25 protein-coding genes are annotated in these 26791 nt (G+C 72.7%); 9 read left to right on the top strand and 16 right to left on the bottom strand.

The genetic code is table 11. The features are described from left to right. Nucleotides 1–52: 52 nt before the first annotated feature. From ABD331_RS51935 to ABD331_RS51915, 5 genes are all read right to left on the bottom strand, one after another. Complete coding sequence (locus ABD331_RS51935; RefSeq protein WP_344493416.1) at nucleotides 53–925, bottom strand: ABC transporter permease; 873 nt, start codon at nucleotides 923–925, stop codon at nucleotides 53–55. Continuing rightward, a complete protein-coding gene (locus ABD331_RS51930; RefSeq protein WP_344493414.1) occupies nucleotides 885–1862 on the bottom strand; it encodes an ABC transporter ATP-binding protein in 978 nt (325 codons plus the stop codon). The genes ABD331_RS51935 and ABD331_RS51930 overlap by 41 nt, the downstream gene beginning before the upstream one ends. Continuing rightward, nucleotides 1859–2311: a MarR family winged helix-turn-helix transcriptional regulator gene (locus ABD331_RS51925; protein WP_344493412.1), complete on the bottom strand. Its 453-nt coding sequence runs from the start codon at nucleotides 2309–2311 to the stop codon at nucleotides 1859–1861. Before ABD331_RS51925 ends, ABD331_RS51930 begins: the two co-directional genes overlap by 4 nt. Nucleotides 2312–2397: 86 nt before the next feature. After that, the gene (locus tag ABD331_RS51920; RefSeq protein WP_344493410.1) at nucleotides 2398–3048 is read right to left on the bottom strand and encodes a response regulator; all 651 of its coding nucleotides are present in this window, start codon (nucleotides 3046–3048) and stop codon (nucleotides 2398–2400) included. Continuing rightward, complete coding sequence (locus ABD331_RS51915; RefSeq protein WP_344493408.1) at nucleotides 3045–4988, bottom strand: sensor histidine kinase; 1944 nt, start codon at nucleotides 4986–4988, stop codon at nucleotides 3045–3047. Before ABD331_RS51915 ends, ABD331_RS51920 begins: the two co-directional genes overlap by 4 nt. A 233-nt stretch (nucleotides 4989–5221) precedes the next feature. On the opposite strand from ABD331_RS51915, the gene ABD331_RS51910 reads away from it, so the two are divergent. Beyond that, the gene (locus ABD331_RS51910) at nucleotides 5222–5830 is read left to right on the top strand and encodes a hypothetical protein (RefSeq protein WP_344493406.1); all 609 of its coding nucleotides are present in this window, start codon (nucleotides 5222–5224) and stop codon (nucleotides 5828–5830) included. A gap of 378 nt (nucleotides 5831–6208) precedes the next feature. On the opposite strand, the gene ABD331_RS51905 is transcribed toward ABD331_RS51910, so the two are convergent. The 4 genes from ABD331_RS51905 to ABD331_RS51890 are packed head-to-tail and all read right to left on the bottom strand — an operon-like array spanning nucleotide 6209 to nucleotide 9937. Further along, on the bottom strand, nucleotides 6209–6859 hold the full coding sequence (locus ABD331_RS51905; RefSeq protein WP_344493404.1) for a GntR family transcriptional regulator: 651 nt from the start codon (nucleotides 6857–6859) through the stop codon (nucleotides 6209–6211). Between the two features lie 33 nt (nucleotides 6860–6892). Continuing rightward, on the bottom strand, nucleotides 6893–8410 hold the full coding sequence (locus tag ABD331_RS51900; protein WP_344493402.1) for a tripartite tricarboxylate transporter permease: 1518 nt from the start codon (nucleotides 8408–8410) through the stop codon (nucleotides 6893–6895). A gap of 1 nt (nucleotide 8411) precedes the next feature. After that, the gene (locus tag ABD331_RS51895; RefSeq protein WP_344493400.1) at nucleotides 8412–8936 is read right to left on the bottom strand and encodes a tripartite tricarboxylate transporter TctB family protein; all 525 of its coding nucleotides are present in this window, start codon (nucleotides 8934–8936) and stop codon (nucleotides 8412–8414) included. Continuing rightward, a complete protein-coding gene (locus ABD331_RS51890; RefSeq protein ID WP_344493398.1) occupies nucleotides 8933–9937 on the bottom strand; it encodes a Bug family tripartite tricarboxylate transporter substrate binding protein in 1005 nt (334 codons plus the stop codon). Before ABD331_RS51890 ends, ABD331_RS51895 begins: the two co-directional genes overlap by 4 nt. 96 nt (nucleotides 9938–10033) lie before the next feature. Between ABD331_RS51890 and tcuA the strand changes: the two genes are divergently transcribed. Next, nucleotides 10034–11509: an FAD-dependent tricarballylate dehydrogenase TcuA gene (gene tcuA, locus ABD331_RS51885; protein ID WP_344493396.1), complete on the top strand. Its 1476-nt coding sequence runs from the start codon at nucleotides 10034–10036 to the stop codon at nucleotides 11507–11509. 127 nt (nucleotides 11510–11636) lie between these two features. Here tcuA and ABD331_RS51880 read toward each other — a convergent pair whose 3' ends face one another. After that, nucleotides 11637–12344, bottom strand: a complete 708-nt coding sequence (locus tag ABD331_RS51880; protein WP_344493394.1) for a TetR/AcrR family transcriptional regulator — start codon at nucleotides 12342–12344, stop codon at nucleotides 11637–11639. Between the two features lie 2 nt (nucleotides 12345–12346). Continuing rightward, nucleotides 12347–13669: a cytochrome P450 gene (locus ABD331_RS51875; RefSeq protein ID WP_344493392.1), complete on the bottom strand. Its 1323-nt coding sequence runs from the start codon at nucleotides 13667–13669 to the stop codon at nucleotides 12347–12349. Between the two features lie 190 nt (nucleotides 13670–13859). Between ABD331_RS51875 and ABD331_RS51870 the strand changes: the two genes are divergently transcribed. Further along, nucleotides 13860–14159 (top strand): DUF3817 domain-containing protein, encoded by a 300-nt coding sequence (locus ABD331_RS51870; RefSeq protein WP_344493390.1) that lies wholly within the window; start codon nucleotides 13860–13862, stop codon nucleotides 14157–14159. Here the strand turns inward: ABD331_RS51870 and ABD331_RS51865 are convergent. Continuing rightward, nucleotides 14156–14938, bottom strand: coding sequence for an SDR family NAD(P)-dependent oxidoreductase (locus ABD331_RS51865; RefSeq protein ID WP_344493388.1), 783 nt, complete (start codon nucleotides 14936–14938; stop codon nucleotides 14156–14158). The two genes, ABD331_RS51870 and ABD331_RS51865, sit on opposite strands and share 4 nt — an antisense overlap. A 256-nt stretch (nucleotides 14939–15194) precedes the next feature. On the opposite strand from ABD331_RS51865, the gene ABD331_RS51860 reads away from it, so the two are divergent. The 3 genes from ABD331_RS51860 to ABD331_RS51850 all read left to right on the top strand — a co-directional run bounded on the left by ABD331_RS51860 (nucleotide 15195) and on the right by ABD331_RS51850 (nucleotide 18053). Next, a complete protein-coding gene (locus tag ABD331_RS51860) occupies nucleotides 15195–15839 on the top strand; it encodes a TetR/AcrR family transcriptional regulator (RefSeq protein ID WP_344493386.1) in 645 nt (214 codons plus the stop codon). Nucleotides 15840–15956: 117 nt separating this feature from the next. After that, nucleotides 15957–16820, top strand: a complete 864-nt coding sequence (locus tag ABD331_RS51855; protein WP_344493384.1) for a hypothetical protein — start codon at nucleotides 15957–15959, stop codon at nucleotides 16818–16820. 225 nt (nucleotides 16821–17045) lie between these two features. After that, nucleotides 17046–18053 (top strand): hydroxyacid dehydrogenase, encoded by a 1008-nt coding sequence (locus ABD331_RS51850; RefSeq protein ID WP_344493382.1) that lies wholly within the window; start codon nucleotides 17046–17048, stop codon nucleotides 18051–18053. 46 nt (nucleotides 18054–18099) lie between these two features. On the opposite strand, the gene ABD331_RS51845 is transcribed toward ABD331_RS51850, so the two are convergent. The 4 genes from ABD331_RS51845 to ABD331_RS51830 all read right to left on the bottom strand — a co-directional run bounded on the left by ABD331_RS51845 (nucleotide 18100) and on the right by ABD331_RS51830 (nucleotide 24446). Continuing rightward, complete coding sequence (locus ABD331_RS51845; protein WP_344493380.1) at nucleotides 18100–18537, bottom strand: hypothetical protein; 438 nt, start codon at nucleotides 18535–18537, stop codon at nucleotides 18100–18102. Between the two features lie 90 nt (nucleotides 18538–18627). After that, nucleotides 18628–21345, bottom strand: coding sequence for an exo-rhamnogalacturonan lyase family protein (locus ABD331_RS51840; RefSeq protein WP_344493378.1), 2718 nt, complete (start codon nucleotides 21343–21345; stop codon nucleotides 18628–18630). A gap of 37 nt (nucleotides 21346–21382) precedes the next feature. Further along, complete coding sequence (locus ABD331_RS51835) at nucleotides 21383–23185, bottom strand: rhamnogalacturonan lyase family protein (RefSeq protein ID WP_344493376.1); 1803 nt, start codon at nucleotides 23183–23185, stop codon at nucleotides 21383–21385. A gap of 199 nt (nucleotides 23186–23384) precedes the next feature. After that, nucleotides 23385–24446, bottom strand: coding sequence for a Glu/Leu/Phe/Val dehydrogenase dimerization domain-containing protein (locus tag ABD331_RS51830; RefSeq protein WP_344493374.1), 1062 nt, complete (start codon nucleotides 24444–24446; stop codon nucleotides 23385–23387). Between the two features lie 215 nt (nucleotides 24447–24661). Between ABD331_RS51830 and ABD331_RS51825 the strand changes: the two genes are divergently transcribed. The 3 genes from ABD331_RS51825 to ABD331_RS51815 all read left to right on the top strand — a co-directional run bounded on the left by ABD331_RS51825 (nucleotide 24662) and on the right by ABD331_RS51815 (nucleotide 26788). Then, nucleotides 24662–25681 carry a methyltransferase gene (locus ABD331_RS51825; RefSeq protein ID WP_344493372.1) on the top strand — a complete coding sequence of 340 codons (1020 nt, stop codon included), beginning with the start codon at nucleotides 24662–24664 and terminating at the stop codon, nucleotides 25679–25681. Nucleotides 25682–25781: 100 nt separating this feature from the next. Then, on the top strand, nucleotides 25782–26246 hold the full coding sequence (locus ABD331_RS51820) for a hypothetical protein (RefSeq protein ID WP_344493370.1): 465 nt from the start codon (nucleotides 25782–25784) through the stop codon (nucleotides 26244–26246). A gap of 53 nt (nucleotides 26247–26299) precedes the next feature. Beyond that, nucleotides 26300–26788 (top strand): GbsR/MarR family transcriptional regulator, encoded by a 489-nt coding sequence (locus tag ABD331_RS51815; protein WP_344493368.1) that lies wholly within the window; start codon nucleotides 26300–26302, stop codon nucleotides 26786–26788. Nucleotides 26789–26791 lie beyond the last annotated feature (3 nt).

Here is a 26791-nt window from a genome sequence, read left to right as displayed (position 1 = left end):
GCCCCGCCGACGTGCCGCATGCCGGGCGGGTGGTCCGGCGGCCGACGGGCGGTCAGCGGGCCAGCCGGGGCAGCAGCACCGAGGCCGCCGTGATGCCGGCCGCGGCGGCCACGAGCAGCACCGCGAAGTCGAGCGGCAGATGCGCGGGGATGCCCAGCAGCAGCCCGCGCAGCGCGTCCACCTCGTAGCTGAGCGGGTTGATCGCGCTGAGCGCCTGCAGCCAGCCCGGCATGGCGCCGGTCGGGTAGAGCGCGTTGGAGGCGAAGAACAGCGGCATCGTGATGGCCTGGCCGATGCCCATCATGCGGTCGCGCGTACGCACCACACCCGCGATCGTCACCGACAGGCAGGAGAAGAACGCCGAGCCCAGCACCACCGCCGCCAGCACCCCCAGCAGGTGCAGCGGGTTCCAGCTCAGCCCCACGCCCAGCAGCAGCGCGATCACCACCACCACCAGCGCCTGCACGATCGCCTTCACCCCGGCGGCGAACGCCTTGCCCGCCACCAGCGCCGCCCTCGGCGTCGGCGTGACCAGCAGCTTCGTCAGGACGCCCGAGTCGCGCTCCCAGATGATGTGGATGCCGTAGAAGATCGCGATGAACATCGTGGACTGGGCGATGATCCCCGGCGCCAGGTAGTCGCGGTACGGGATGCCGCCGGTCGGGATCACGTTGATCCGGGTGAACGTCTCCCCGAAGATCAGCAGCCACAGCGCCGGCTGGATCGCGCGGGTGTACAGCTCGCTGCGGTCGTGGCGCAGCTTCTGCAGCTCCACCACGCACATCGCGGCGACCCTGGCCGGGATCAGCCGCCAGGCGGGCCGGGTGCGCGGCGGGACGAGCAGCAGCCCGAGCCCTCCACCGGCCGCTCCTGACGCCTGCCCGTCAGCCGACACGGGCTGCGGTGCGGCGGGTACGGCGGACATCGCGGAACTCCCCTCCCTTGTCGAGATCGTCCAGGCCGCTGCCTGCGACGTCGCGGAAGACGTCCTCCAGCGTCGGGGACGTGCCGTCGCCGCGCCGGGCGCGCAGGTCGTCGGTGAGCCGGCGGGGCGTGCCCAGCGCGCGCACCCGGCCCTGGTGCATCAGCGCCACCCGGTCGCAGTACTGGTCGGCCTCGTCCATGTAGTGCGTCGTGACCAGGACGGTCATCCCGCTGGCGGCGCGCACGGCCATGATGTGGTCCCACACGCCGGTGCGGGCGATGGGGTCGAGGCCGATCGTGGGCTCGTCCAGGATCAGCAGGCGCGGCGAGCTGATCAGCGCCTGGGCCAGCTCCAGGCGGCGCACCATGCCGCCCGAGTACGTGCCCGCCATCCGGTCGGCGACCTCGGCCAGCCCGACCGCCTCCAGCGCCTGGGCGACGCGGGCCGCGCGCTCACGCCTCGGCACGTCGAAGACGCGGGCGAACAGCGCGACGTTCTCCCTGCCAGTCAGGCCCGCGTCGGCGGACAGTTGCTGGGGCACGTAGCCGAGCAGGCGGCGCACCGCCATCCTGTCGGTGGTCACGTCGTGCCCGAAGACCTTGACCATTCCGGCGGGGACGGGCAGGAGGGTGGTCACGCAGCGGATCGCGGTGGTCTTGCCCGCGCCGTTCGGGCCGAGCAGCCCGAACACCTCGCCGGACGTGACCGTCAGATCCAGCCCGTCCACGGCCGTCGAACTGCCGAAGGCGTAACGCAACCCCGTAACCGTCACGGCCTCCTCCCGCGACCGCCCATCGGGACCTGGGTCCTTCAAGGTGTCCTCGCCCGGCCGGTCGCCATCGCGTGGGCCGGTCAGCGCGTTCTCGTGCGGCCGGTCGCCGTCGCGCGGGTCTGTGACGGGGGTCGCGTCCTGCTGGGGCTGATCGTCGTCACTCATTCCGGTGCCTCCTCTCGCAGGCTGTCGGCCAGCCTTCGCAGTGCCGGGAGGGCGGCGGCCAGGGCGGCCCTGTCGTCCTCGCCCAACAGTTCCACGTGCTCGCGGACGATCGCCGCCCGCCGCTCCTGCCACGCCCGCAACCGCGCCTCGGCCTGGGGCGTGGGCAGCAGGCGGGCCGCGCGCCGATCGTCGCTGCGCGTCTCCCGATGCAGCAGGCCGGCGGCCGTGAGCTGGTTGACCAGGGTGGAGACCGAGTTGCCCGCCAGGTACAACTCCTTGGCCGCGGCCGAGACGCTGATGCCGGGGTTGGCCTCGACCAGGCGCAGCAGCTCGGCCTGGGCGCCACGGAGCGGGGGCACGGCCATCTGACGGCGTACCCGTCGCCGGATCAGCCGGTTGAGACCGGCGATGACGCCCGCGAAGGCGTCGGAGAGGTCCTCCGCACTCATGCCCGGAATGTTAGCTCTGCTTACGAGGTATTGGGAAGTAGCCAGGTCAGACGGATATGACGGGATTTAAGTGCGCGAGGGGGTGTTTACTCGCCCAGGCCGGCGCGGCGGGCGCGCACCACGGCCTGGGCGCGGTCGGCGACCTGGAGCTTGGCGAAGACGGACGTCAGGTGGTTCTTGACGGTCTTCTGGCTGAGGTAGAGCGCCCGCGCGATCTCCGCGTTGGACCTGCCGGACGCCAGCAGATCGAGGATCTCCCGTTCCCGCGAGGTCAGCTCGGGAAACGGCCCGCTAGCAGGCCCGCTGGTCAGGAAGCGGCGGATCCTGCGCGCCACGCCCGCCCCGTACACCGCCTCTCCCCTGGCGACGGCGGACACGGCGGCGAGGAAGTCGGGCCCAGCGGTGCCCTTGAGCACGTAGCCGCGCGCCCCGGCCCGCAGCGCGGCGAAGACGGACGCGTCGTCCTCGCTCATCGTGAGGACGAGCACGCCCAGGTCGGGTCGGCGGTCGATGAGCTGCCGGGTCGCCTCGGTGCCGGACATGCCGGGCATGACGAGATCCATGACGACCACGTCGGGTTCGAGGGAGAGCGCCAGCTCGACGGCCTCCTCGCCGTCGCCCGCCTCGCCGACGACCTCGGCGCCGCCGACCTGTTCGAGCAGCGCCCGGAGGCCGTGGCGGAGCAGCGGATGGTCGTCCACCAGCAGCACGCGGACGGGCCTCGCCGGCTCTGTCATAGGGGCAGCACCGCCTCCACGAGTGTCCCGCGCCCAGGCTCGGACGAACGTCGCAGCTCACCGCCCACCTCGGCGGCCCGCTCTCGCATGCTGCCGGATCCTACGCCCTCCCGCACCGGGACGGGCAGGCCCCGTCCGTCGTCGCGGATGCGCAGCAGCAGCCGGTCGGGCACGATCCTGGCGGTGATCTCGACGTTGGCGGCGCCGGCGTGCTTGAGCGCGTTGGACAGGGCCTCCTGCGTGATCCGGTACGCGGCCACCTCCACGGCGGCCGGGAGCGCGGGCAGCGGGTCCGCGATCGTGACGGCGACGTTCGGCCCCGGCTGGGCGTCCAGCGCGAGGTCCTCCAGGGCTCCGGACAGGCCCAGCTCGTCCAGGGCGGGCGGGCGCAGGTCGTGCACGATCCGCCGGACGTCCCCCACGATCGACTGGGTCAGCTCCCTGACGCCGGTGACCTGCTCGCGCAGCTCGGGCGGCGCCGTCGCCTCGATCACGTACAGTCGCAGGCCGATCGTGGTCAGGTCCGCGCCGAGGCCGTCGTGCAGGTCGCGGCGCAGCCGCCGCCGCTCCTCCTCGCGCGCCTTGACCAGGCGTTCGCGCGACTCCCTGACCTCCGTGGCCAGCCGCACCGCCGCCAGCGCCACCGCCAGGTGGGGCGCCAGGTCGTCCAGGACCGCCAGGTCCGCCCTGGTCAGCGGCTCGCCCGGTGACCTGGGCGCCGCCCGCAGCTCTCCCTCCGTCCGTCCGCCGCTGAGCAGCGGGATGCGTACGCCGTCGTCCGGCACCTCGCCGAACATCGAGACGGGGACGCCCGCGGCGGTGACCACGGCGACGGACGGCAGCCGCAACGTGCGCGCCACCGTCTCGGCGGCGCCGTCGAGCAGCTCGGTCGGGGCGGCCGTGGCCTCCAGCCGGTGCCCCAGGTGGGACAGGGCCACGGCGGGCTCGCCCCGGTTCCCGAACAGCAGGCGGCCGACGGCCCGCTGCACGGCGTCGCGCACCGGCGCGAACGCCACCGCGACGACGCCGGTGGCCAGCAACGACTCCAGCACGCCGCTGCGCTCCCTGAACAGCGCGTTCAGGGTGGTGACGGTCGCCAGGTACGCGCCCAGCAGCAGCGCCGCCACCACGACGTACACGACGGTGCGCCGGATGAGCACCTCGATGTCGAACAGCCGGTAGCGGAAGATCGACACCGCGGTGGCCAGCGGCAGGGTGGGCAGGGTCAGCGCCAGCAGCCAGATCCCGGCGTACCAGGTGCCGCCGGTGTGGGTGGAGTCGATCAGCGCCGCCACCGCGATCGCGACGGCGGCGGGAAGCAGCGGCATGAGCTGGCGCCGGTCCTGCGCACGCCGCACCCGCACGCCCAGCGCCACCGCCCCGACCAGCGCTCCCGCGCTGACCAGCACCGCGAAGCAGGCCGCGATGATCGAGGTGGGCACGAACCCCACCGGGTTCGGCCGCTCACTCCCCCAGACCCAGAGCAGGTCCCTGAACATCAGCACGACCAGCATCACGGCCATCGCCGCGACGAGCGCCCCCATCACGGGCCGCCACCGCCGCGACGGCAGGCGGCCGTCCGGGAGGAACGCGGGCAGCAGGAACAGCGGCCCGAACCCGGCGAAGAACACCCAGTTGACCACCCAGGCGGCCAGTTCGGTGCCGGGCCATCCGTGGGCCTCGCCGTAGGAGCTGTATCCGCCCGCCAGCGCCTGCAACGCCAGCCCGGCGCCGCTCAGGCAGAACAGCCAGCCGATGGGGTCGCGGGGGCGCCTGGTCACGATCAGCGCCCCCACCAGGGGGTACGTCAGGCCGACGGCGGCGTCGAGTATCAGGTAGGTGGCGTCGTGGACCGGGACGTTGACGGTGAGCACGGTGCCGATCAGGACGGCTGCCGCGGCCGCGCAGGGGATCACCCACGGCCAGGTGGAGAGGCGCACCCGCACATCGTCCCTTTCCGTCCCGAGCTGGGGCAATGGGACCAGGGTCCCGCTCGGGCCGGGACCTGGGAAGGACGCGACTCCGGGACGTGGACGGACGGGGCGCGGGACCTCGGGAAGGCGGGACTCGGTCGGGACCCGGTGCTCAGGCGGGCGGGACCGGCGGGCGGGTGGACTGACGGTCGTGCCAGGGGCGGGCCCGCCGCCCCGCACGATCCCCGAAGGAGGAGACCATGAACCTGCGTGTCCTGGCCGGCGGCCTGGTGGGCGCCGGCGGCATCCTGTTCGCCGTCGGCAACGTCCTGCACCCGCTGGAGCACAACGAGGCCGCGCACTCCGCCCCCACCTGGGAGGCGGCCCACCTCGTCTTCGCCCTGGGCGGCCTGCTGATCGCCGCCGGGCTGCCCCTGTGCGTGGCGCTCAGCCGGGCGTTGCAGGCGTCCAAGCTGGCCACGGTCGGCGCGGTGGTGCTGGCGGTCGCGTTCGCCGCCCTCGCGCCCGGCGCGTGGTTCGAGGCGTACGTCTCGCCGCTGCACGGGGTCGCCGAGCAGGTGGAGGCCGGGGGTGGGGGCGCGGTCAACGCGGCGGCCGGGATGGTGTGGATGGCGTCGCTGGTGGCGTTCGGGGCGGGGCTCGCTTGGCGCGGGGGTGAGAGGCCGGTGCGGCTGGCGGGGGTGGCGTTGCTGGTCGCGGCGGTGGTGCTGATCCTGGGGCCTGGGCTGCCCGTGGTGGAGGGGCTGGTGATCATCCCGGCTACGGTCGTGGCGGGGGTCGGGTTGCTGGCCGTGGGGGTGGCGACGGCACGCACGGCCACCGAACCGGTGCCCGCCACCGTCCGATGACCCGAACGCCCGACCGGCAAGCCACGCCCCGCACCCGCTCAGACACACGCCTGACACGCCGACTGGGCGGGCGCGCGGCAGACCGGCCGGACGCACGCGTGACGCGCTGGATGGGCGGACGCGCGGCCAATCGGCGGGGCGCACGCGTGACGCGCCGCATGGATGGACGCGCGGCAGACCGGCCGGACGGACGCGTGACGCGCCAGGTGGAGGGGCGCGCGAGGCGGGCCAGGCGGGCGGACGCGTGACGCGTCAGGTGGACGGACGCGCGGCAGACCGGCCGGGCGCACGCGTGACGCGCTGGATGGGCGGACGCGTGACGCGCCGGTCGGACGGACGCGTGACGCGCCGCATGGGCGGGGTGGGCGGGTGGGGGTGTCAGGCGTCTGTGTCGTCGGCGTAGATGTGCAGCCGCAGCTCCCGAGCCTTGGTCATGTGCTCCCGAGCCAGCCCGTAAGCCCGATCCGCGTCCCGAGCCCCGATCGCCTCGATGATCTCGGCGTGCTCGGCGATGGCCTCGTCCCACCGCCCCGGCATGGACAGGGTGGTCTGCGGATACCGGGTGAGGTGGTTGTTCAGCCGGGTGAGCAGATCGACGATGGTCCCGTTGTGGCTGGCCGCCCAGATGGCCTCGTGCACGGCCCGGTTGGCCTCGGCCATGGCGGCGGGCTCGGAGGCCGGGGTGGCGATCATGGCCTTCTGGGCGCGGGCGAGGCGTACGAGATCGAAGTCGCTGCGGCGCTGGGCGGCGCCGGCGGCGGCGGTGGCCTCCAGCGCGATGCGCGCCTCGTAGATCTCGAGGATCTCCTCGGGGCTGCGGGTGCGCACCCGCATGCCGCGGTCGGCGCGTTCGACCAGGCCGTCCTGCTGGAGCCTGCGCAGCGCCTCGCGGACGGGCGTGCGGCTGGTGCCGTAGCGTTCGGCGAGCGCGACCTCCACGAGGGCCGCCCCTGGGGCGAGGGTGCCGTCGACGATCTCGGCCCTCAACCGGTCGTAGACCTCGGACAGTGTGTCCTCCTCTCCTCGCATCCCTGGCAGAGCTGAGCATACCGTTGTATGCAGTCATTCGGAGTCCTGGTCGGCGCTCGCCAGCGTGCGGCGTCGGCCGCGCATGATCGGCAGCACCACCGGGACGATCAGCGACAGCGCCGCCGCCGCCCAGAGCACGATGGTGATGGGGCCCGACACCAGGATGGACGGGTCGCCTTCCGACAGGATGAGCGCGCGGCGGAGCTGCTGCTCGGCGAGCGGGCCGAGGATCAGCCCCACCACGGCGGGGGCGGCCGGGATGCCCGCCTCGCGCATGAGCAGCCCGAGCAGGCCGAGCGCGCACAGGACGACCAGGTCCGCGGCGGTGCCGCCGGCCGCGTACGCGCCGAGCGCGGAGAACATGATCACCGCGGCGTAGATCAGGTAGGGCGGGATCGTGAGCAGCCTGGCCCACGCCTTCGCCAGCGGGAGGTTGAGCAGCAGCAGCATCACGTTGCCGACGTACAGGCTGGCGATCAGGGTCCACACCAGCGGCCCCGACTCCTCGAACAGGGCGGGCCCCGGCTGCAGCCCGTACGACTGGAACGCGGTGAGGATCACCGCGGCGGTGGCCGAGGTCGGCAGCCCGATCGTCAGCAGCGGCACGAGCACCCCCGCCGCGGCGGCGTTGTTGGCCGCCTCGGGCCCGGCGACTCCCTCGATCGCGCCCCGGCCGAACTCGTCGCGGTGGCGCGAGAGCCGCTTCTCCACGGTGTAGCTGAGGAACGTCGGGATCTCGGCGCCGCCGGCGGGCAGGCTGCCGATGGGGAAGCCCAGCGCGGTGCCGCGCAGCCAGGCGGGCCAGGAGCGGCGCAGGTCGGAGCGGGAGAGCGTGGCGTGCCCGCGCAGCGGCTGCACGGTGGAGCGGCCGATCCCGGTCATGACGCGGGTGAACGTCTCCCCCAGCGCGAACAGGGCGACCACCACGATGACCACGTCGATGCCGTCGAGCAGCGACTCCACGCCGAACACCAGCCGGGGCTGCCCCGTCTGGGAGTCGATGCCGACCAGCCCGACGGTGACGCCGACCAGGAGCCCGGCCAGGCCCTTGAGCAGGTTCGGGCCGAGCAGGGCGCTGACCGTGGTGAAGGCGACCGCCATGAGGGCGACGTACTCGGGCGGGCCGAAGCTGGTGGCGAAGCCGGCGACGGCCGGGGCGAGGAACGTCAGCGCGACGGTGCCGATGGTGCCGGCCACGAAGCTGCCGATCGCCGCCGTGGCCAGCGCGGCGGCGGCGCGTCCCGCCCGCGCCATCCTGTTGCCCTCGATGGCGGCGATGATCGACGCGCTCTCGCCGGGGGTGTTGAGCAGGATGGAGGTGGTCGAGCCGCCGTACATGCCGCCGTAGTAGATGCCGGCGAAGAGGATCAGCGCGCTGGAGGCCTCCAGCCGGAACGTGATCGGCAGCAGCAGGGCCACGGTGAGCGCTGGGCCGATGCCGGGCAGCACGCCGACGGCCGTGCCGATCGTCACCCCGATCAGCGCCCACATCAGGTGCATCGGCGTCAGCGCGCCGGCGAAGCCCTCCAGGAGGGGGACGAGCTGCTCCATGTCAGAACCCCCACGGTCCGGTGGGCAGGGTGAGCCCGATGACGCGGTCGAAGACGAGGAAGGCCAGTGCCGCCAGCGACCAGCCGCCCGCGTACAGCCGCCAGCCGTGCGGCGCGCCGAGCAGCAGGGCCGTGACGACGAAGAGGGCGGCGGAGCCGACGACGTACCCGATGACCGGCAGCAGCAGGGCGAAGGCGACGAGCGCGGCGGCCAGCGCGCCGACCCGGAGGGCCGCGTGGCTGCGCAGCGGGTGCCCGCGGGTGGCGGTGCGCAGGTCGCGCAGGGAGCGCAGCGCCAGCCAGAGGCCGGTGAGCGCGAGCAGCACGCCCAGCGTGAACGGCATCACGGCGGGGCCCATGGCGCTGCCGTCGTCGGGCAGGCGGCGGGCGTCCGCGATCATCACGGGGCCGGCCACGACCATGAGGCCGCCGAAGATCGCCGAGCTGAGGGCGGTCCTTCTGTCGCAGGTCAGGTCCGGCTCGGGCTCGATGGACGCGGTGGTCTCCTCGTTCGTCCCGGTGGTCATGAACGCCCCAATCCGATCTCCTTGAGAATCTGTGCCACCCGGCTCTGCTCCGACTCGACGAACTTCTCGAACTCGGGTCCCGCCAGGGCGGCGTCGCCCCAGCCGCGCTCGGCGAGCGCCTGGCGCCAGGCGTCCGTGCGCGTCATGTCGAGCAGCATCTGCTCCAGCGCGCGCTCCTGCTCGGACGTGATCCCCTTCGGCGCGACCACGCCGCGCCAGTTCTGCAGCTCGACGTCCAGCCCCGACTCGCGCAAGGTGGGCACGTCGGGCAGCGCGGGCAGCCGCTGCGGGCTGGACACGGCGAGCGCCCGCACCTGCCCACCCTTGATCTGCGGCATGACCTCGGAGACCCCCGAGATGCCGATGGTCGAGCGGCCGGAGAGCAGCGTGGTGAGCGCCTCGCCGCCGCCGGAGTGGGCGACGTAGCTGACCTTCGCCGGGTCGGCGCCGACGGCCTTGGCCATCAGCCCGGCGAGGATCTGCTCGACGCCGCCGGCCGAGCCGCCGGAGATCGACACGGCGGGCAGGTTCTGGCGCATGGCGTCGGCCGCCGCCTTCATGTCCTTGAGCGGGGAGTTCGCGGCGGCCACGACGACCTGGTAGTCGGTGGTGAGCCGGGCCAGCGGGACGGTCTCGGACAGCGAGTGCGGCGAGTCGTTGGTCTCCACCGCGCCGATCATGATGAGGCCGGTCGTCATGAGCTGACTGGGGTCGCCGTTCAGCCGGACGAACTGGCTCAGCCCGATCGTGCCGCCCGCCCCCGCGACGTTGTACACCTCGCTGCGGCCGATCAGGTCGCGCAGCGCGGCCTGCATCTCCCGCGACGTCTGGTCCCAGCCGCCGCCGGGCGCCGCGGGCGCCATGATCCGTAGTTGCCTGCCGTCAAGCGCGCGGGTCACGGCGGAGCCCGCCCGCTGGTCGTCCGCCGGCGCGGTGGCGACGAGCGCACCGGTCGTGAGCAGCGCGACCACCAGTGGCGCCCACCGCTTGATAGGAGTCATCGAGCCCTTCACCGCTCCCCGAGTCCCGTTGTCAGAATTTATGGTGTACGACTGTATACACTCACATGCAATTGAGAACAAGACCTGGAGGGCATGATGCAACTCGCGAGCGACGACTTCGACGTGGTGGTGGTCGGCGGCGGCAACGCCGGTTTCAGCGCCGCGCACGCCGCCGCGGAGCGTGGCCGCCGCGTTCTCCTGCTGGAGAAGGGCCCCGAGCAAGGGGCGGGCGGCAACAGCTACTACACGGCGGGCGCGTTCCGCATCGTGCACGACGGCCTCGGCGAGCTCGCGGACCTGCTCGACCCCGACGACCGGCACGCCGCCACCGTGCTGCCCTCCTACCCGGCCGCGCAGTTCGCGGCCGACATGGCCAAGGTCACCGGCGACCGCAACGACAAGGCGCTCACCGACGTGCTGATCAGCCAGAGCGCGGAGACGCTGCGCTGGCTGCACGGCAAGGGCCTGCGCTTCCGGCTCATGTACGAGCGTCAGGCCTACCCCGGCGACGACGGCCGCCAGGTCTTCTGGGGCGGGCTGGCCGTCGGCAGCACCGGCGGCGGCAAGGGCCTCATCGAGCAGCACACGCGGGCGGCGCGGCAGGCCGGGGTGGAGCTCCGCTACGGCGTACGGGCCCGCGGCCTCATCCTCGACGCGGGCCGCGTGACCGGCCTGACCTGGGAGGACACCGAAGGCCGCAGCGGCTCGGTGCGCGCCGGATCCGTGGTGCTCGCCGCCGGCGGGTTCGAGGCCGACGCCGGCATGCGGCGCGAGCACCTCGGGGAGGGCTGGCAGCGGGCCAAGGTGCGCGGCACGCCGTACAACACCGGTGACATGCTCGCGGCGGCGATCGCCGCCGGAGCGGGCACGCACGGCGACTGGAGCACCTGTCACAGCGTCGCCTGGGACGCCTGGTACGCGGAGAACGAGAGCAACCGCGAGCTCACCAACCAGCTCACCCGCGGTGGCTACCCGCTCGGCATCGTCGTCAACACCGACGGGCGGCGCTTCCTCGACGAAGGCGCGGACTTCCGCAACCTCACCTACGCCGAGTACGGCGCGCGCATCCTCGCCCAGCCCGGAGGCGTCGCCTTCCAGCTCTTCGACGCCGACACCCGGCCGAAGCTGCGGGCCGAGGAGTACGACATGCCCGGCGCGTCCGTCGTGACGGCCGGCACCCTGGACGAGCTGGCCGCGGGGATGGGCGTCGACGCCTCGGTGCTGGGGCGGACCGTCGCGGAGTTCAACGACTCCATCGACCGGTCGGCGCCGCTCGACCTGTCCGTGCTCGACGGGCGGGCCGCCGCCACCACGCCGCCCAAGTCGAACTGGGCCGTTCCGCTGGAGCGTCCGCCGTACTACGCGTTTCCTGTGACGTGCGGGATCACGTTCACGTTCGGCGGGCTGCACGCCGACACGCACGGGCGGGTGCTGGACGGGCGGGGGGATGCGATCGCGGGGTTGTTCGTGTGCGGGGAGATGTTGGGCGGGCTGTTCAGCGGCAACTACCCGGGCGGGACCGGGCTCACCTCGGGCGCGGTGTTCGGCCGCCGCGCGGGCTCACTCGCCTGACGCGACCTCGGCTCCGGCCGCGTCACTCGCCTGAGCCAGGCGCGGCCTCGGCCCGGTGACTCGCCTAACGCGGGCGCCGCCTCGGCCTGGGTCACTCGCCTGAGGCGGGCGGACGGCCTGGGCCCGGTCACCTGCCTGAGGCGGGCGGGTGTCCTGGGCGGTCCAGGCCGGCGGCCAGGTCGCCGATCGCCTGGTCGATCTCCTGGCGCAGGAGGTCCATGGGCGGCGTCTCGTCGGAGTCGGCGGCGTGCTCCAGCCACCGGCTCAGCACGACCCGGAGCGCCGTGAGGGACGTGGCCGCACACAAGGCGGGATAAATCCCGATCGGGGCGGGCTGCTCGGTGGCGGCAGCGGGGCGTGCGATCTCGTGGGCGGGCTGGAGGCGCTCGACGATGGCGGCGGCGAGCGCCTTCTCCTGGGCGGCCAGAACGGCCAGCTCCTGCGGCAGCAGCGACGGCGTCCTGCGGATGAGCCTGCTGGCCCTGATGTAGTCGCGACTCGCCGCATGATCCTGGTCGAAGACGATGAGCACCGCCTCCCGCAACGCCCGCAACACGGACTCGGCGGCGGGCCTGGCCCGGAACTCGGCGATGACCGCCTCCGCCCCCGCCGCGGCGGCCGCCACCACCGCCTCCTCCTTGCTGGAGAAGTAGTTGAAGAAGGTCCGCAACGCGATGTCGGCCTCGGAGGCGATCCGCTCGACGGTGACGTTCTCCACGCCGTCGCGCAGCGCCAGGCGCAGAGCCGCCTCCCGCAGTGCGGCCCTGGTCGCCTGCTTCTTCCGCTCCCGCCGCCCGACCACGGGCAGGGCGGTGGCGGTGGTGGCGTCGGGCATGGTCAGGACCAGGTGACGGGCAGGGAGTGCACCCCGAAGATGAGCATCTCGTTGCGCAGCGGCACCTGGTCGGCGGGCACCGTGAGGCGCAGGTCCGGCATCCGGGTGATCAGCTCGCTCAGCCCGACCTTCATCTCGGCCCTGGCGAGCTGCTGCCCCAGGCACTGGTGGATGCCATGGCCGAACGCGAGGTGCGAGGCGCGGGGCCGGCGGACGTCGAGGCGGTCCGGGTCGTCCCAGTGGCGGGGGTCGCGGTTGGCCTCGGGCGTGGCGATGATCACCGTGCCGCCTGCGGGAATCTTCACGTCGGCGATCGTAACGTCCTCGATGGCCACCCGGCTGACGCCCATCTGGATGATGGACAGGTAACGCAGCAGCTCCTCGATCGCGTTGTCCATCAGCGACGGGTCGGCGCGCAGCGCGGCGAGCTGGTCGGGGTGCTCCAGCAGCGCGAACGTGCCCAGGCCCAGCATGTTGGCGGTGGTCTCGTGCCCGGCGCCGAGCAGCACCAGGGCCACGTCGGTGAGCTGGGCGTCGGTCAGCGGCGGGTCGGCGTCGTGCACGAGCCCGGACAGGATGTCGTCGCCCGGCTTGTCGCGCTTGGCCGCCACCAGGCCCTGGATGAAGCCGTACAGCTCCATGCCGGCGCGCATGCGTTCGTCGTCGGGGGTGTTGGAGTTCAGCGCGATGGCGGTGCGCTCCTGGAACTCGGCCCGGTCGGCGTAGTCGACGCCGAGCAGCTCGCAGATGGCCAGCGAGGGGATGGGCAGCGCGTACGCGGGCACGAGGTCGGCCTCGGTGCCGGCGGCCCGCATGGCCTCGATGTGCTCCACGGCGATCTCACGCAGCCGCGACTCCAGCGCCCGCATCCGCCGGACGGTGAACTGGCCGGTCAGGAGCCGCCGCAGGCGCGTGTGCTCGGGCGGGTCCATGAAGACGAACATGCCGTCGGTGCGGGTCTCCACCTTGGGCGCGACGGTTGCACCTGACCCGCTGCCGTTCGCGGCGGCGGTGAGCTGTTCGACCTCGTGCGGCTGCAGCTTGGTGACGTCGGGGTAGCGCACCCGGTCGGAGCTGAAGCGGGAGTCGGCCAGGACGGCCCGCGCCTCCTGCAGCCCGGTGACGAGCCAGGTGGGGGCGCCGTTGAGGAGCTGGAGCGGCTGGATCGCACCCTGCCCGCGCCGCTGCCGCACACCGGGCGGCGGGTCGAACGGGCAGCCGCCCCTGTCCACCATGTCGGCCGGCAACATCCGGCGGATCTGGGTCGGGGACTCGGTCACCCGCCCGTTCTGGCCCTCGGTCTGCTGCTCATCGGAGATCGCCATCGCCACATCCTCTTCTCGGAGGACGGGCGACGTGCGACGGCGGCGCCGCGCGATCGCCCGTCGGCAAGCCGGAAACGGAGCCACCCTACACGCCGAACATGCACGACGCGCATCAATGCACGCCGTGCATGTTCCCGCCTCGCTCTACAGCTTGTAGAGTAAGGCGCGATATCGAGCGAGAGGGCGGATTGTGCTGCGTTGGTTCCGGGCCGTGGCGGTGGCCGAGGCATGCTCGTGGGCGGGCCTGCTCGTCGGGATGTTCTTCAAGTACGTGACCGAGACCGGCGAACTCGGCGTGAAGATCTTCGGCCCGGTGCACGGGGCGCTGTTCGTCCTGTACGTGGCCGGAGTCCTGCTCTCGGCGCGTGAGGCGGGCTGGAGCCGGGGCGCGGTGGTGCTCGGGCTGGCCTGCGCGGTGCCGCCGTTCACCTCCCTGTGGTTCGAACGGCGGATGGCGGCACGCACGGCCGTGGCAGAGCAGCCCGCCTAACCCGCTGAGGACGGGAGCGGCGTCCCGGTCAGCTCGGCGCACGCCGCGAGCAGGGCGTCCTGGAGGTCGTGGTCGCGCGCGGCGGGATGCGTGTCGGCCTGCTCCTGGTGGTAGAAGTACGCGCCGCTCACCGTGGCCGCCGGCTCGTCGCTGACGGCCAGCCAGGCCTGGGTCAGGTGCCCCTGGTCGAGGTCGTCGGGCGCGGCGGGCCCGCCCATCTTGGTCGGCACCCAGCCCGGCGTCAGCGCGTTGGACGACACCTGCGGCCAGCGCCGAGCGACCCCGAAGGCCAGCAGGACGTCGTGCAGCTTGGTGTCCGCGTACGCCTGCGCCGGGCTCCAGGGCCGTTTGTCCCATTGCAGGTCCGACAGGTCGGGGTCGCCGCTGAGGTGCATGCCCGAGCTCAGGTACACCAGCCGCCGCGGCGGTGTGATCAGCGCCGTCAGCAGGTACGGGGCCAGCACGTTGATCGCGAACACGTGGCTGAGCCCGTCGGCCGTCGTGATCTTGCGATGCTCGCGGTATCCGACGGCCACGTTGTGGATCACCGCGTCGAACGGCCCCGATTCGTTCGCCTGCCGCGCCACCGACCGCACCTCCTCGATGCCGGACAGGTCGCCGACGAGCACGCCGGCGGCGCCGGGCGCGGCGGCCTCCGCGTCGGCCGCCCGCCGCGCGTTCCTGGCGTGCAGGACGACCTCGTGTCCGTCGCCGATGAGCAGCCGCCCGGCCATCAGGCCGAGCCCGTCGGCGGATCCGGTGATCAGAACGCGTGACATGGTTCTCCTCGCTGGCTGGATCTTCGCTGTCTCCACGATGCGTCCCCCGCCGTACAGAGGTCGTCAATGTTCGACCTACGGCCGTATGAAACCCGTCAAGAACCCCCCCAGTCTCTGGACCGGCTGGACATGAGCCGCCTGCGAGCGGGCGTGCCGGGTCTGGCGTTGCAGCCCGTCGCACTGGAGGAGGTGATACCCCTGACGATGATCGTCGGCATGCCGGTGCGGCTCCCCGGGGTGCACTAGCCTTGCCGCCGTGAGTGACGGCAAGAGGCCTGGCAAGAAGGCGCAGAAGTCGGCGGAGACCCGGCGGCGGTTGCTGAGCGCCGCCGGAGAGCTGTTCGTGGCGCGGGGTTACGGCGCGACGACGTTGCAGGAGGTCGCCGACAGGGCGGGCGTGGCCGTGCAGACGGTCTACTTCGTGTTCGGCAACAAGCGCCGGCTGCTCAAGGAGCTGGTGGACGTCACGATCGCGGGTGACGACCTGCCGGTGGCGACGCTCGACCGGCCGTGGTTCCGCGAGGCCATGGCGGCGGGCACCGCCGAGGAGCACCTGCGCGGCCACGTGGCGGGCACCCGCTCCGTGCTGGAGCGGGTGGCGCCGATGACCAAGGTGCTGGAGATCGCCGCGGCCACCGACCCCGAGGTCTCGGAGATGTGGCCGGACAAGGAGGACCCGCGCCACGTCGTGGCGACGGCGGCGGCGCGCGAGCTGATGGCCAAGCCGGGCGCGCGCGGACAGGTGCCGGTGGACGAGGCCGCCGACCTGCTCTACGGGGTGCTGAGCCCCGACCTCTACCTGCTGTTCGTCCGTGAGCGCGGCTGGACGCCCGAGCGGTTCGAGCGCTGGGCGTACGAGACGTTGCGCGCGCAGCTCTGCACGGCCCCCGACACCGCGTAAGGAGTTTTGACACAGCCTTGTCACGATCACCGTAACGGTAGGTCGCCTTCCCCTCATCCTCTGTTATGGTCCCCTCTTGTCCGCAATTGGGATGACCTTTACCTACATAGGAGGACCATGAGGGGCAAGAACAGAGCGACCACCCTGACCGCGGCCGTGGCGCTCGCCGCCGCTCCCCTGCTGGGCGTCGCCGCCCCGGCCACGGCGCAGACCACGTCCGCGCAGACCGTCCAGAACCAGGCGCTCGACTGGCTCTCCCTCGACGCGCTCAGCGGCTCGAAGCTGGTGCAGCGGATCAAGGAGCTGCTCGGCAAGGGGTACGTGCCCCAGTCGCTGAACGTGACGAACGCGGCCAGCCCGCAGTACACGTCCGTCTGGGTCAAGGACGCCGCCCGCAAGGTCAACGTGCTGCAGGGCCTGTCGGCCACGGACCTGCCGCAGCGCATCGCGGAGCAGGCCAAGCTGGGCTACCAGCCCAAGCTGGTCACCGGCACGGGCACCGGCCCCGGCGCGGTCTTCGCGGCGGTCTTCGAGAAGACCACGCAGCTCGTCAAGTCCGAGCTGGCGCTGACGAAGGAGACCCTCGTCAAGGTCAACGCCGAGCTGAGCGCCGCCGGCTACAGCATCGCCTCGCTGGACGTGTACGGCACGGTGGAGAAGCCGCTGTACGCGGCCGTCTGGGTGGCGGGCGCCGCCACCGGCACCCTTCAGGTGACGCTCGGCCAGACCGTGGAGCAGCGCGGCCAGGAGCTGCTGGCCAAGGCGAAGCAGGGCCTGCGCCCGGTGCTCATGGCCGTCGGGCCGGGCAAGCTGTACTCCACCGTGTGGGCCAAGGGCAGCGCCACCGGCCTCAAGGAGTACCTGAGCCTGTCGAAGGTGACGTACGCGGTGAAGGCCGCGCAGCTCAGGACGATGGGCTACCGGCCGCAGATCGTGAGCGCCGAGGACGGCGTCATCGCCTCGGTGTGGAACAAGGGCTAACCGGTCTGCCGAGTCCGGCACAGGATCAGTGTGCCGGACTCGGCTTCCCACGATAGTGCAGGTCAGCGGCGATCGCGCTGCCCCGGACATAAAACGGTTACACAACCCTAAACGGAAGCCTTCAGCACTCCTCCGGAAGCCCCTGCGTGTGACAATCCGTGGCATGGCAGAATGCACGGAAGCGTTTACATCGCTTCTCGCGTTCGACCAGAAGGAGACCACTCCGTGCCACGGCGACCCGTCGCGGTCTTCGCAATCGCGCCCTGGGCCTTCACCGGCGTCTTCCCGCCCGACCTCGTCGCCCGGCTGCGCCGCTCCGCGGACGTGGCCGACGAGGTGCGGCTCACCTCCTTCGAAGGCCCCGCCGCGGCCGAGGCGCTGGCCGGGGCGGAGATCCTGCTCACCGGCTGGGGCTGCCCGCGCATCGACGCGCGGATCGTCACCGCCGCGCCCCGGCTGCGCGCCGTCCTGCACGCGGCCGGCAGCGTCAAGTCCCTGGTCGATCCGGACGTCTTCGAGCGCGGGATCACCGTGTCCTCGGCGGCGCAGGCCAACGCCGTGCCCGTCGCCGACTACACCATCGCGGCGCTGGTCATGGGCGCCAAGCTCGCCTTCGCCCGCGCCCGCCACTACGCCGCCGGGCGGGACAGGGCGCTGTGGCAGCCGGGCGACGGCACCGGGCTGCACGACTGCACGGTCGGCGTGATCGGCGCGTCCCGCATCGGCCGTCTCGTCCTGCAGCGGCTGCGCGGCTTCGAGGTGCGGGTCCTGCTGTCGGACCCCACGGTCACGCCCGCCGAGGCGGCGTCGCTGGGCGCCGAGCTGGTGGAGCTCGACGACCTGTGCCGGCGCGGCGACCTCGTCACGGTGCACGCGCCCGCGCTGCCGGAGACGCACCACCTGCTCAACCGTCGCCGCCTCGCGCTGCTGCCCGACAGGGCCGTGCTGGTCAACACGGCGCGCGGCACGCTGGTGGACACGAGGGCGCTCACCGAGGAGTGCGCGTCCGGACGGCTCTCGGCGGTGCTGGACGTCACCGACCCCGAGCCGCTGCCGGCCGGTCACCCGCTCTTCGAGCTGCCCAACGTGCTCATCACGCCGCACCTGGCCGGGGCGCAGGGCCGCGAGCTGCGCCGCCTCGGCGAGTTCGCGGTCACCGAGCTCGAACGGCTGCTCGCGGGCGACCCGCTGCGCGGCCAGGTGCTGCCCGAGCAGCTCCCCTACACGGCCTGAGCCTCACGCTCGTAGGTCAGGTGCGGCACTCCCGGTGCCACCACGCCTACTCCGGGGCGACGTACTCCAGATCGATCGAGTCGGTGTGCGAGCTCCAGCTCAGGTCCAGCCGCCAGCAGCCCGCGCCCGGCAGGTCGATGAGCGAGGGGCCTGGGCCGCCGCTGACCTTGGTGCGCACGGGCGCGCCGCCGCCCTCCAGGCGGGCCTCGATCCGCAGCGGGCTGGACGGGACCAGCGGCAGCCTCGACACCCAGAGGATCTTGTTGCCGCGGTTCGGGCGTGGCGGGCTGGCCAGCGGATAGCCGAAGATCACGGCGACCATGTCACCGCGTCCGCTGAACACGTGGTGCGGCGCCACGCCGGGGCTGAACCCGGCGCGCGCCCACTCCGGCAGCTCTTTCTGCACGACCTTGGAGGCACAGGGGACGGCCGGGGCTCCCCCGCCCGTGCAGCCCGCCGTGACGAGCAGAAGAGCCACCAGCATGACGTCACTCGACCGCGGCACAGCCGACCTCCGAGGCGGCGCGAAACCGGATTCGGCAACCACCGTACTCCGGGCCGGGTGACAGCGGAATCAGATGTGCTCGCCCACGAGCGCGAGGCACTGGAAGGCGGCCAGGCCGTACTGCGCGCTGGCGTTCGTGCTCAGCTCCGCCTCGTCCACGGGGTTGAGCACGGCGGAGCCCGTCACGCGCCTGGAGCCGAACGGGTGGTTGTCCGGGTATCCGGCGTGGCCGGTGCGCAGCTCCTGCCAGGCCCGCTTGGCCAGGGCCTGGTCGCCGAGCTGCCTGGCCGCGTAGGCGGTGGCGCGGGAGTAGGCCTGGCGCAGGTTGAGGCTGCCCCAGTAGGCGCCGGTGGCCGCCTCCTGCTCGGCCCTGGTGCCGTTGTAGAGGCGGCAGAACTCGATCCACTTGGCCTTCACGGCCTCGTCGTCGATCAGGCCGATCAGCTCCGTCATGACCTCGATGAGGCCGAACACCGAGCTGAGGCTGCCGATGCTCACCGACTTCTCCGTCATCGGGTTGTAGCGGCCGTCAGCGAGGTTGTAGGTGACGCCGGCCTGCACCCAGCCGTTGGGCAGCGCGGCGATCGTGGTGGCGCCGTTGATCAGCTTGGTGCGGGCGATCGGGTCGCCGCCCCGCTCCCACTCGGCCAGCCAGGCCATCGCCAGGGAGCCCCAGTCGGTGGTCTGGCCGACGCCGAGCGCCTTCGGGTCGGGGTCGAACGTGCCCGCACCGTCCAGCTTGCGGCCGGGGTCGAGGACGAGGAAGGTACGGTCGGAGTCGATCAGGTCGTGCATGACGTCGCCGACGCGCTCGTCGGCGGTCAGGAAGTAGTAGAAGCGCTTGTACCCGGCGTTGCTGATGCGCACCTGCTTGGCGCTGTCGGCCCAGTGCAGGATGCCGTGCCGGGTGCCCAGGCCGCGCCACTTGCCGAGGTGGTACATGTCCACCTCGCTGGTGTGGCGGGTCATCGCCTCGGCGAAGCGGAACGCCTTGGCGTCGCCGGTGCGCAGGTAGTGGTACCAGAGCCACAGGTCGGTGGACAGCTCGGAGTTGTCCCAGGCGTAGCCGCCGACGTCGTAGCGCCACACGTGCCGGTCGCCGTCGTAGCTGTGCATGACGTCGCCGTAGTCCCAGAACCCGTACCAGGAGCGCTGGTCCACCTGCTCGCGGTGGTACTTGTGCATCAGGTCGAGCTTGTCCTCGATCGCGGCCTTGGCCGGGACCGACCGGTCCACCGGGGCCCAGGAGCCGAACACGCCCGCGCTGTGGTTGTGCTGCGGCGGGCTGGTCAGCAGCGGCGGGGTGGCGTTGGCGGCGGCGAGCCGGGCGAAGCGCTCGCTGGTGGGGGTGGCCTCCAGGGCCCAGAAGGTCAGCTCGGTGGTTCGGGCGACGCCGTACGGGGTGCCGAAGCCCGGCTCGTAGTCCTCGTAGGTGATCTCCAGGGCGTCGAGCTGCTCGGGGTAGGTGTCCTGGCCCAGGCCGTCGTGGTAGAAGCGCAGGTCCATCGCCCCGGCGCGGGGCGACCACATCCAGACGGTGGCCGTGGCCTCGTCGGAGGCTGCGCCGGTGATCTCCAGCTCGGTCGGGTGGAGCTGCCAGAAGTCGCGCATGCCGAACGCCAGCCCGCCGGTCGGGCCGCCCAGGTAGGCCAGCCCGCTGGCGCGGCGGCCACCGTCCACCCGGACCCAGGAGTGGCCTTCCTTGGTGCGCTTGCGGATCTCGAAGCCGTGCGCGTTGAGCTGGCTCAGCCGGTAGTCGCCCCAGGCAGGGATCCAGTGCAGGCGGGTGGTGACGCGCTGGTCCCAGGTGGCCGGGTCGGGGGTGGCCTTTCCCTGGTACTGGGCCTGGCGGACCGCTGCTCCTGGGTCGCGGCGCAGGCCGGTGATGCCGCGTACGGCCTCGGCGAGCACCCCGTCGCCCTCGCCGGCGAAGCGGACGTGCCGGTCGTGCGGCTCGCCGCGCATCGGGACGGTGAACGCGACACCGAGGCCGTTGATGAAGTCCTTGTTCTCGTTGCCGTCGTAGACGAAGGTGTGCACGACGCGGACGGCGTCGGAGCCCGCGTACAGGTAGAAGCGCACCGTGAACGGCAGCCACTCGCGCCGCCCCTTCCTGTGTTTGCCCTCCACCTTGACCACCGCGCGCACGGGGCCCTCCTGCTCGACCTTGACGGAGGAGACGCGGCCGGTGAACGACTCGGTCCTGCCGGGCTCCTCGGCCTTGTCCTGGCGGGAGGCGACCAGGCGGCCGTCCCTGGCGATGACCGTCTCGCCCCGGCTGATGGACTTCACGACGTGGTCGCCGCCGCGTTCGAACACCACCGTGATGACGCCGGTGTCCACGCTCACCTTGCCGCCCTCGGTCCTGACCACGACGGGCTTGGCGGGCTGCGCCGCCGTACCCGCCCCGAGCCGGTACGTCTGCGCGCGCGGGTCGGCCCCGCTGACCGCGTGCGCGGTCCACTTCACCGACCCGTCAGGCCAGTAGCCGATCGGCCACGACTGCACCGGCACCTGCGCGCCCGCCTCGGTGGTCAGCGAGAACTGCTGGTCGGGCGCGAACGCGCCGCGCGGCCACGGCACGCCCCACGTCGTGCCGCCGGTCACCTCGGCGGGCGCGCCGCCTTCCAGCCACTTCAGCGTGATCGGGTCATGGCCGTTCACCTCGGCCGGCGTCACCGTCCCTGCGGCCTGCGCGGCGGCCGGCGTGGCGGCGCGGAAGGCGAGGGCGGCCGCGGCTCCGGCCGCGGTGGTGACCAGCATGGAACGTCGGCTGATGTCAGCCACAGGGTCAACTCCTTGGGTGCAGCAGGGGGAAGGCAGCTCAGCTGCCGGCGTAGGCGATGCTCGGGCGGGGCGGCGTGGTCATGCCGGTGCCGAGGTAGTAGTCGACGTGGTGGTCCTGCAGGTAGCCCTTGACGGTCAGGTCGTTGCGGTAGGCCGGGTTGTGGGCGAGCGTGTAGAGCCTGGTGTCCGTCGGCCTGTCGGTGGTGAAGACGATCAGCTCGTCGTAGGCCGGGCTGGTCATCACGACCTCTTCGCGCCAGTCGCCGAAGAGGTCGCCGACGAGCGTCGGGTACTGGGTGCCGACGTTGGCCGCGCCGTGGTTCCAAGTGGTCACCTGCCGCGCCACGCCTCCGGTGGCCGGGTCCCACTTCTCGATCTTGCCGTCGTTGAACAGCTCCGCGCCCAGGTCGCCGTCCCAGAACACGCGCAGGTGCGGCCACGGCCCGGTGGCCTGGGTGAGCGTATTGGTGCGGGCGTTGTAGACGCCGTCGAAGGCCCACGTCTCCATGCCGAGGTGGCGCGGGTCGATGTCGGCGGCCATGCCCCGGCCGACGTCCGCGACGCCGTCGCCGGTGTGGGTCCAGAGCAGGTTGCCGTTCCTGGCGCCGTAGTAGTACTCGCGCAGGCCGCTCGGGTTGTCCTGCTGGACGCCGTAGCCCTCCAGCCCCGGGCGGGACGGGTCCAGGTCCGCGAGGTGCCACCGGTCGCCGTGCACGACGCCCTCGTCGGACAGCGAGTAACGCAGGGTGCCGTCGCCGTTGAGCACGAACCCGATCTCGGCGACCTCGTCCCTGCCGTCGCCGTCCACGTCGATGACGCGGGTGTTGTGCCCGTCGGGGAGGTCCTGGTTGCCGCGCAGGAACTTCCACTGCCTGGTCAGCGCGGTGCCGGTGAACTTCCAGGCGGTCATCATGAGGTTGAAGCCGCCGCTGCCGACCCGGTTCTTCAGGTACGCCACCAGGCTCGGCGTGACCCCGTCGAGGTAGCCGACGGCGAAACGGGCGCCCATCGGGCCGTCGGAGAGGTAGTCGGCCGGCACCGGCGCGGTGGCGCGGGGCGCCCCCGTGCGGCCGTCGAGGATGGCGATCGCCTGGTGGGTGTCGGTCTGACCGCCCGTGTACGTGGCGCCGTTGCCGAAGACGACGCCGTTGGCGACCTTCAGCGCCACCTCGGCGCGGCCGTCGCCGTCGAGGTCGTAGACCGTCGCGCCGTCCCAGTGGCCGACGTCGATGGTGGCCGAGCCGCCCTCGATGTTGTCCTGGTCGGTGCTGTTCGGCCCCATGCCGACCGACCACAGGAACGTGCCGTCGCTCTTGTACGCCTCGATCGTCTGCGGGCTGGTCTGCCGGTCGAGCACGTAGTCGTAGGCGCCGTCGCCGTCGAGGTCGCCGACCCAGGTGTACTTGATCGGGCCGCCGGGGCGCAGCGGCACGCGGACCACCGGCTCGACGGCGTGGTTCGCGGTCAGCAGGAAGGACGCGCTCGCGGGCTGCCAGACGCCGTTGATGATCGGCCGCACGTAGTAGCTGTTGCGCCGGGTGAGGTCGGCCGTGGAGTCGGTGAAGTTGGTGCCGCCGGTCAGCACCTCGGCGTTGAGCTTGACGGCCGCGCCGCCGGCGGTCGATCGGTAGACGTTGAAGCCGATCCCGTCCGGGTCCAGGCCCAGCAGCCGCCAGGTGATCAGCACCTCGGTGCTGCTGCGGCGGACGGCCACGACGCCGCGGTCCAGGCTCTCCATGGGACGGGCGGCGACCGCGGCCTCGGCCTCGGCGGGCCGGGGGACGGCGGTGAGGAAGAGCAGCGCCGCGGCGGCGGCCCGTAAGCGGCGGGGGACGTGCATGATGACCTCCTTGGTGACGGGGGTACCGGGCTCGTGGTGTAACCCGGGCGAAACCCAAGAGGGTTGAAGCGTTTACATAGACGGGATGGGACCATGAACGCATGGCGAAGTCAAGGCCTGTGTCATGCCTGGCCCAGAGGGTTTGACGGGGAACCGCGGGTGCGCCATCATCGGCTGCAAGCGGTTTACCTAGGAGAGATCAGCCCTCGGGGTCGGGGGCGAGCGGCGGGCCGTCGGGCAGGCCGCTGGGGTCGCGCCAGGTGGCCATGAAGCGCTCGGCCACCGCGCACGCCCCGGCGAACGGCCCGCCCGGGTGCTCCAGCGCCTCGGCCGTGAGGCGGGCGATGCGCTCCTCCACCAGGGCGCGGGCGGTGTCCGCGTCGCGGGCCTGGCCGGCGCGGTCGGCGAGGTAGCCGATGGTGGCGCCGGCGCCGCAGACGAAGTCGGCCAGCGTGAGCACGCCGCGCTCGCGCAGCGTACTCAGCCCCGCCGCCGTGTAGGGCACGTTCGCCGCCGGGGCGACCACGCGGGCGCGCACCCGGGCGGCCCGCTCCGCGGTCAGCGTCCCGGTGCGGGCGCCGGGGACGAGCACGTCGGCGGCCACCTCGTACAGCGCCCCGGCCGGGAGCACGGGCAGCCCTAGCCGGGTCACGCAGGCGTCCCCGTGCTCGGCGCGCAACCGCTGGAGGGCGGCCACGTCGAGCCCGGCCGGGTCGGCGACACAGCCGTACAGGGTGGACAGCGCGACGACGCGCCCGCCACGCGCCGCGGCCTCGCGCACGACGGCGCCGCCCACCTTGCCGAACCCCTCCACCGCCAGCGTCCGCCCCGCCAGCCCGCCCAGCGCCGTCTCGGCGGCCACCACCACGCCGAGCCCGGTCACCATGGTGTCGACCAGCTCGCCGCCGACCTCCTGGTGCATCAGCGAGTCCGCGCGGTAGTCGGGCAGCGAGGTGAAGTCCTGCGTCCGGGTGCCCAGGTCGGAGGCGGTGACGAAGTCGCCCTTCTCGATCAGCGGGGCGATCTCCGCGCAGTAGCGGGCCAGGGTGACGTCCCGCTCGTCGTCCGTGGCCCGCAGCACCGCCTTGGCGCCGCCGATCCGCTGCTCCAGCACGGCCAGCTTGTACGTCATCGCCCGCGCCAGCAGCCCGGCCTCGCCGGGGGTGACGTCGGGGGCGAGCCGCGTACCGCCCGCGCTCATCGGGCATTCGAGGTCGAAAGCGACGTACCCATCGACGGAGACGAGTTCCACGATCCTCATGAACAGTCCTCAAGGCCGAGCGGCGGGATATCGCGAATATCGGCGAGGCGGCGCCGCGGGTCAAGACCGCTCGCCGATACGCCAAGTACGCGATCAGCACCCTCCAGGCCGCGAGGCGGGCATGGCAGGGCGGGGCGTGTACCGCGGACCGTTAACCGAAATTTCGGGCAAAACTCTTCGATGACACCATCAGCTCCGGATGTCATAGTGAGTCCATGTCGTACGCCGACGGCGGGAAACCAGCGGAGCACGTCCTGCAACTGCTGAGCGGCTTCTGGCACACCCAGATCATCGTGGTGCTGTCCCGGCTGCGCGTCGCCGACGAACTGGCCGCAGGGCCGCGCTCGGCGCGGGACCTCGCGGCGGCGGTCGGCGCCGACCCCGGCGCCCTGCTGCGGCTGTTGCGCGCCGCCGCCACCGCCGGACTGCTGACGGAGACGGAGCCGGACCACTACCGGCTGACGGAGGCGGGCGAGTGCCTGCGCTCCGACTCCCCCACGGCCCTGCGCGAGCTGGCCGTCGCCTACGGCTCGCCGACGGTGTGGCGGCTCGTCGGGGAGTTCGAGCAGGCGGTCCAGACCGGCGAGCCGGTCGCGCCGGCGCTGCTCGGCCGGACGTTCTGGGAGCACCTCGCCGCCCATCCCGACGAGGCGGAGCACTTCGCGCTGGGCATGGGAGAGCAGTCGGCGCAGGTCGCCGCCGACGTCGCGGCCACCGTGGACCCCTCGGCCCACGAACGGCTCGTGGACGTCGGCGGCGCCTACGGCGTGCTGCTCGCGGCCCTGCTGGACAAGGCGCCGGCCGCGACGGGCGTGCTGCTCGACCGGCCGCCGGTGATCGAGGCGGCCCGGCAGCGGCTGCAGGGCTCACCGCTGGCCGAACGGATCGACCTGGTGGGCGGCGACTTCCTGGAGGAGGTCCCGAAGGGCGACCTGTACCTGCTGAAGTGGATCCTGCACGACTGGGACGACGAGCACGCCGTCCGCATCCTGGCGACCTGCCGCCGCGCCGCCCCGCCCGGCGCCCGGCTGCTGCTGGTCGAGATGTTGCTGCCCGAGCCGTGGACGCCGTCGCACGTGCACCTGTCCGACCTGGCGATGCTGGTGCTGCTGGGCGGCCGTGAGCGTACCGAGGCGCAGTACCGCGACCTGCTGCGGGCGGGCGGCTGGGAGCTGGAGGAGGTCACCCCGACCTCGGGCCGCTACAGCATCCTGCGCGCCAAAGCAGGGCCGTGACGGGGTGTGAACGCGGTGGCGGCCCCGAGGACGTAGGGTCCAGTTCAGCGACCAGTTCCCCGGCCGTACCGGCGACGGCCCTCGCGAGATGGAAGCCCGCATGACCGTCACACCCGAGCAGTTGCGTGCGCTCGCGGCCCGCGCCGACGCGCTCACCGCCGAGGTCTGGGCACTCTGCGGCGGCTCACCGGGCACCGAGCCCGACCCCCTGGTGGAGGCGCGGCAGGCGGCGGGCTACCTGGCCAGGGCCGCCGAGGACCTGCAGCGGGCGGCGGCCGAGCTGGCCAGGCTGCAGGTGCGGCCATGCGGCCTGCCGTGGGGCGTGTGCGCGGAGCACGGCAACACGCTCTCCTCCCGGGCGGGCATCACCGAGTGCCGCGTGTGCCACCGGACCTGGAGCTACGACCGGCTCGGCCGGCCGTGCGAGGAGCCGGCCACGTGGAAGGTGATCGACCAGGCGGGGACGGTCACGCGGATGTGCGACGGGCACGTGCTCGGCGCGCGCGCCGCCGCCCAGGGCGCCACGTTCGTGCGGGTCGACGAGGTCGCGGGCCAGACCGGCTGATTCCAGCCCTTCTCACTTCACGGTCCTCGGCATACCGTACGTAAAGTACGTACTTGACGATCGTTGCGGAGTTGTCGCCCGTGAAGCCTTCGGAGAGCGAGTTCGTCGATCGGATGGGCCTGGTCATGGAGCGCCTGGGCGCGACCCGCTCCATGGGCCGCCTCTGGGCGTGGCTGATGATCTGCGACCCTCCCGACCCCTCGCTCACCGACCTGGCGGCGGAGCTCAGCCTGAGCAAGACCGCCGTCAGCACGGTCGCCAGGCAACTGGAGGCGGGAGGCATCATCGAACGTGTCCCCACGGCCGGCCGCGAGCACCGCTACCGCGCGGTCGGCGGCGGGTGGGCGCAGATCCTGCGGGTCCAGCTCGGGCTGGTGAAGCAGAGCCTGGAGACGCTCGAGTACGGGCTGTCGATCCTCGACGAGAGCCGGGCCGCCCAGCGCGTCCGGCTGGAGGAGACCAGGGACTTCTTCGCCTTCACCGTGCAGGACGGCGACGAGATGCTGCACCGCTGGCAGGAGTACCGCGACGCGTCATCCTGACAA

This window comes from Nonomuraea monospora (assembly GCF_039531895.1).
In the GTDB taxonomy this organism is placed as follows: Bacteria; Actinomycetota; Actinomycetes; order Streptosporangiales; family Streptosporangiaceae; genus Nonomuraea; species Nonomuraea monospora.
Note: the sequence above shows the minus strand (reverse complement) of the source record. Positions and strands in the feature narration are given on the sequence as shown.

Bases quoted from the DNA above. Each gene is read 5' to 3' on its own strand.
- ABD331_RS51935 (WP_344493416.1), bottom strand. From the start codon at position 925: ATGTCCGCCGTACCCGCCGCACCGCAGCCCGTGTCGGCTGACGGGCAG.
- ABD331_RS51930 (WP_344493414.1), bottom strand. From the start codon at position 1,862: ATGAGTGACGACGATCAGCCCCAGCAGGACGCGACCCCCGTCACAGAC.
- ABD331_RS51925 (WP_344493412.1), bottom strand. From the start codon at position 2,311: ATGAGTGCGGAGGACCTCTCCGACGCCTTCGCGGGCGTCATCGCCGGT.
- ABD331_RS51920 (WP_344493410.1), bottom strand. From the start codon at position 3,048: ATGACAGAGCCGGCGAGGCCCGTCCGCGTGCTGCTGGTGGACGACCAT.
- ABD331_RS51910 (WP_344493406.1), top strand. From the start codon at position 5,222: ATGAACCTGCGTGTCCTGGCCGGCGGCCTGGTGGGCGCCGGCGGCATC.
- ABD331_RS51905 (WP_344493404.1), bottom strand. From the start codon at position 6,859: ATGCGAGGAGAGGAGGACACACTGTCCGAGGTCTACGACCGGTTGAGG.
- ABD331_RS51900 (WP_344493402.1), bottom strand. From the start codon at position 8,410: ATGGAGCAGCTCGTCCCCCTCCTGGAGGGCTTCGCCGGCGCGCTGACG.
- ABD331_RS51895 (WP_344493400.1), bottom strand. From the start codon at position 8,936: ATGACCACCGGGACGAACGAGGAGACCACCGCGTCCATCGAGCCCGAG.
- ABD331_RS51890 (WP_344493398.1), bottom strand. From the start codon at position 9,937: ATGACTCCTATCAAGCGGTGGGCGCCACTGGTGGTCGCGCTGCTCACG.
- tcuA (WP_344493396.1), top strand. From the start codon at position 10,034: ATGCAACTCGCGAGCGACGACTTCGACGTGGTGGTGGTCGGCGGCGGC.
- ABD331_RS51880 (WP_344493394.1), bottom strand. From the start codon at position 12,344: ATGCCCGACGCCACCACCGCCACCGCCCTGCCCGTGGTCGGGCGGCGG.
- ABD331_RS51875 (WP_344493392.1), bottom strand. From the start codon at position 13,669: ATGGCGATCTCCGATGAGCAGCAGACCGAGGGCCAGAACGGGCGGGTG.
- ABD331_RS51865 (WP_344493388.1), bottom strand. From the start codon at position 14,938: ATGTCACGCGTTCTGATCACCGGATCCGCCGACGGGCTCGGCCTGATG.
- ABD331_RS51855 (WP_344493384.1), top strand. From the start codon at position 15,957: ATGAGGGGCAAGAACAGAGCGACCACCCTGACCGCGGCCGTGGCGCTC.
- ABD331_RS51845 (WP_344493380.1), bottom strand. From the start codon at position 18,537: ATGCTGGTGGCTCTTCTGCTCGTCACGGCGGGCTGCACGGGCGGGGGA.
- ABD331_RS51835 (WP_344493376.1), bottom strand. From the start codon at position 23,185: ATGCACGTCCCCCGCCGCTTACGGGCCGCCGCCGCGGCGCTGCTCTTC.
- ABD331_RS51830 (WP_344493374.1), bottom strand. From the start codon at position 24,446: ATGAGGATCGTGGAACTCGTCTCCGTCGATGGGTACGTCGCTTTCGAC.
- ABD331_RS51825 (WP_344493372.1), top strand. From the start codon at position 24,662: ATGTCGTACGCCGACGGCGGGAAACCAGCGGAGCACGTCCTGCAACTG.
- ABD331_RS51820 (WP_344493370.1), top strand. From the start codon at position 25,782: ATGACCGTCACACCCGAGCAGTTGCGTGCGCTCGCGGCCCGCGCCGAC.